Raw genomic sequence first — 3059 nt, 5'->3', positions numbered from 1 at the left:
GGGCTTATTTCGTTGAAAAACTCTTGCTTGATCGTGAGGTAAGTCGCTGATTCAATTCTCCCCGAGGATGGGAGGACTGAGCGATGATGGGGCGGAAGCAGGAAGCGCAGGCGGCGTTGTTCTACGAATTCTCTCTTGAGGATCATGTTCCTCAAGACCACCTGCTGCGGTCGATTGATCGCTTTGTCGATCTGGATGGCATCCGCGCCTATCTCGCAGATTTCTATAGCCACACTGGTCGGCCATCGGTCGATCCGGAACTGCTGATCCGCATGCTGCTGGTGGGGTATTGCTTCGGCATCCGATCCGAACGGCGGCTTTGTGAAGAGGTGCATTTGAACTTGGCCTATCGCTGGTTCTGTCGTCTCGATCTGACTGACCGCGTGCCTGACCATTCGACGTTCTCCAAAAACCGGCATGGCCGGTTCCGTGAGAGTGAGCTGCTGCGTCATCTGTTCGAGACGACAGTTGCGCGTTGCATCGCAGAAGGTTTGGTCAGCGGCCAGCGCCTGGCAATTGATGCCAGCTTGATCGAGGCGGATGCCAACAAGCAGAATTCGACACCCAAAGAAGAATGGTGCGCCTCCGACATCGACCCGACCGATGCCCCTCGCGCCGTTCGCGAGTATCTCGACACGTTAGATGAAGCCGCATTCGGTGCCGCCAGCGAGGTGCAACCAAAGTTCACCTCTCATTCTGATCCGGCCAGCCAGTGGACGGCGGCCCGTAAAGGCCCAGCATTCTTTAGCTATTCCGACAACTATCTGATCGACACCGACCATGGCGTCATCGTCGATGTGGAAGCCACACGGTCCATCCGACAAGCTGAAGTCGGATCAACCAAAACCATGCTGGACCGGGTAGAGGAAAAGTTCGATCTGCATCCAGAACGGCTGATCGCCGACACCGCTTACGGCACCGGGCCACTTCTTGGATGGCTGGTCGACCGCAAGATCGCGCCGCACATACCTGTCTTTGATAAGTCCGGGCGCAACGACGGAACCTGGACCCGTGCCGACTTCGAGTGGGATGCCCAGAACGACCAATACATCTGCCCCGAAGGTCATGCGCTGAAGCAGTTCCGCCGCAACTACTCCGATCCGAACAGAGGGCCAACCGGCAAAGGGACGGCCCGTTATCGCGCCTTGAAAGACGTCTGTCAGACCTGCCTGTCGAAAGCCAAGTGCTGCCCGAACGCCGATGCTCGAAAGATCACACGTGAAGAGCACGAAGACGCCCGACAGGTTGCTCGCGATATTGCAAAGACCCGCCAGTACGACATTTCGATGAAGCTCAGAAAAAAGGTCGAAATGCTGTTCGCCCACCTCAAACGGATCCTCGGGCTGGGACGGCTCCGATTACGCGGACCATGTGGTGCCAATGACGAATTCCTCCTCGCCGCCACCGCCCAGAACCTCCGCAAATTGGCCAAGATCTTTCCTGCGCCGCAGCAAACGCGAAAAGCCTGATCAGAAAGGCGTTCGTACCGTGCTCAAGTCACCCCATTCTGCGCCAGCAATACGTTGTTTTTCAACAGAATCGGCGTATTTCGTTGAAAAACTCTTGCTTGATCGTGAGGTAAGTCGCTGATTCAATTCTCCCCGAGGATGGGAGGACTGAGCGATGATGGGGCGGAAGCAGGAAGCGCAGGCGGCGTTGTTCTACGAATTCTCTCTTGAGGATCATGTTCCTCAAGACCACCTGCTGCGGTCGATTGATCGCTTTGTCGATCTGGATGGCATCCGCGCCTATCTCGCAGATTTCTATAGCCACACTGGTCGGCCATCGGTCGATCCGGAACTGCTGATCCGCATGCTGCTGGTGGGGTATTGCTTCGGCATCCGATCCGAACGGCGGCTTTGTGAAGAGGTGCATTTGAACTTGGCCTATCGCTGGTTCTGTCGTCTCGATCTGACTGACCGCGTGCCTGACCATTCGACGTTCTCCAAAAACCGGCATGGCCGGTTCCGTGAGAGTGAGCTGCTGCGTCATCTGTTCGAGACGACAGTTGCGCGTTGCATCGCAGAAGGTTTGGTCAGCGGCCAGCGCCTGGCAATTGATGCCAGCTTGATCGAGGCGGATGCCAACAAGCAGAATTCGACACCCAAAGAAGAATGGTGCGCCTCCGACATCGACCCGACCGATGCCCCTCGCGCCGTTCGCGAGTATCTCGACACGTTAGATGAAGCCGCATTCGGTGCCGCCAGCGAGGTGCAACCAAAGTTCACCTCTCATTCTGATCCGGCCAGCCAGTGGACGGCGGCCCGTAAAGGCCCAGCATTCTTTAGCTATTCCGACAACTATCTGATCGACACCGACCATGGCGTCATCGTCGATGTGGAAGCCACACGGTCCATCCGACAAGCTGAAGTCGGATCAACCAAAACCATGCTGGACCGGGTAGAGGAAAAGTTCGATCTGCATCCAGAACGGCTGATCGCCGACACCGCTTACGGCACCGGGCCACTTCTTGGATGGCTGGTCGACCGCAAGATCGCGCCGCACATACCTGTCTTTGATAAGTCCGGGCGCAACGACGGAACCTGGACCCGTGCCGACTTCGAGTGGGATGCCCAGAACGACCAATACATCTGCCCCGAAGGTCATGCGCTGAAGCAGTTCCGCCGCAACTACTCCGATCCGAACAGAGGGCCAACCGGCAAAGGGACGGCCCGTTATCGCGCCTTGAAAGACGTCTGTCAGACCTGCCTGTCGAAAGCCAAGTGCTGCCCGAACGCCGATGCTCGAAAGATCACACGTGAAGAGCACGAAGACGCCCGACAGGTTGCTCGCGATATTGCAAAGACCCGCCAGTACGACATTTCGATGAAGCTCAGAAAAAAGGTCGAAATGCTGTTCGCCCACCTCAAACGGATCCTCGGGCTGGGACGGCTCCGATTACGCGGACCATGTGGTGCCAATGACGAATTCCTCCTCGCCGCCACCGCCCAGAACCTCCGCAAATTGGCCAAGATCTTTCCTGCGCCGCAGCAAACGCGAAAAGCCTGATCAGAAAGGCGTTCGTGCCGTGCTCAAGTCACCCCACTCTGCGCCAGCAA

At 57.1% G+C, this 3059-nt stretch carries 2 protein-coding genes; both read left to right on the top strand.

Translation table 11 applies throughout. The annotated features are described in order from the left end of the window. The first annotated feature begins 83 nt into the window (after nucleotides 1–83). Nucleotides 84–1469, top strand: coding sequence for an IS1182 family transposase (locus ACR0L4_RS23400; RefSeq protein ID WP_480515601.1), 1386 nt, complete (start codon nucleotides 84–86; stop codon nucleotides 1467–1469). A 154-nt stretch (nucleotides 1470–1623) separates the two neighbouring features. Further along, nucleotides 1624–3009, top strand: a complete 1386-nt coding sequence (locus ACR0L4_RS23395) for an IS1182 family transposase (RefSeq protein WP_480515601.1) — start codon at nucleotides 1624–1626, stop codon at nucleotides 3007–3009. Nucleotides 3010–3059 lie beyond the last annotated feature (50 nt).

This window comes from Ruegeria sp. AB5 (assembly GCF_056542645.1).
The sequence above is the reverse complement of the archived record's forward strand: the minus strand, read 5'-3'. Positions and strand labels throughout refer to the sequence as shown.

Excerpts from the sequence above, each read along its gene's own strand:
- ACR0L4_RS23400 (WP_480515601.1), top strand. The coding sequence starts at position 84 with ATGATGGGGCGGAAGCAGGAAGCGCAGGCGGCGTTGTTCTACGAATTC.
- ACR0L4_RS23395 (WP_480515601.1), top strand. The coding sequence starts at position 1,624 with ATGATGGGGCGGAAGCAGGAAGCGCAGGCGGCGTTGTTCTACGAATTC.